Origin of the sequence: Mycobacterium sp. E183, from assembly GCF_001667735.1 — a bacterium.
GTDB lineage: Bacteria > Actinomycetota > Actinomycetes > Mycobacteriales > Mycobacteriaceae > Mycobacterium.
Genome location: NZ_LZJN01000020.1, coordinates 1 through 612, shown reverse-complemented (window position 1 = coordinate 612; position 612 = coordinate 1). Strand labels below are relative to the sequence as shown.

The 612-nt window shown below is 67.8% G+C and carries 1 protein-coding gene; it reads left to right on the top strand.

The features are described from left to right. The coding region (locus A5691_RS02065) for a non-ribosomal peptide synthetase (RefSeq protein WP_156670006.1) at positions 1–612 on the top strand (612 nt) is incomplete at both ends.

The following is a 612-nucleotide window of genomic DNA, read 5'->3' as shown; positions in this document are numbered from 1 at the left end:
CCGGTGCCGGTGGGTGTGGTCGGTGAGTTGTATGTGGCGGGTCGGGGTGTGGCGTGTGGGTATGCGGGTCGGTCGGGGTTGACGGCGGGGCGGTTTGTGGCGTGTCCGTTCGGTGGGGTGGGTCAACGGATGTATCGCACCGGGGATTTGGCGCGGTGGGGTGGCGATGGGCAGTTGCAGTATTTGGGGCGTGTTGATGAGCAGGTCAAGGTTCGCGGGTATCGCATTGAGTTGGGTGAGGTCCGGGCGGCGTTGACGGCTGTGGGCGGGGTGGAGCGGGCGGTGGTGGTGGCCCGGGAGGATCGGCCCGGTGACAAGCGTCTGGTCGCCTATATCACCGGTGGCGCCGATCCGGCCGATGTGCGTGCCCGGTTGACCGATCGGCTGCCGATTTACATGGTGCCGGCGGCGGTGGTTGTGCTTGATGAGTTGCCGCTGACGGCCAACGGCAAGCTCGACACCCGCGCCCTGCCCGCGCCTGATTACCAGGGCGGCGGGCACTATCGCGCTCCCGGCGATGCCGTCGAGGAGATCCTGGCCGGCATCTATGCCCAGGTGCTGGGCGTGGAACGGGTCGGCATCGACGACTCCTTCTTCGACCTGGGCGGGGAC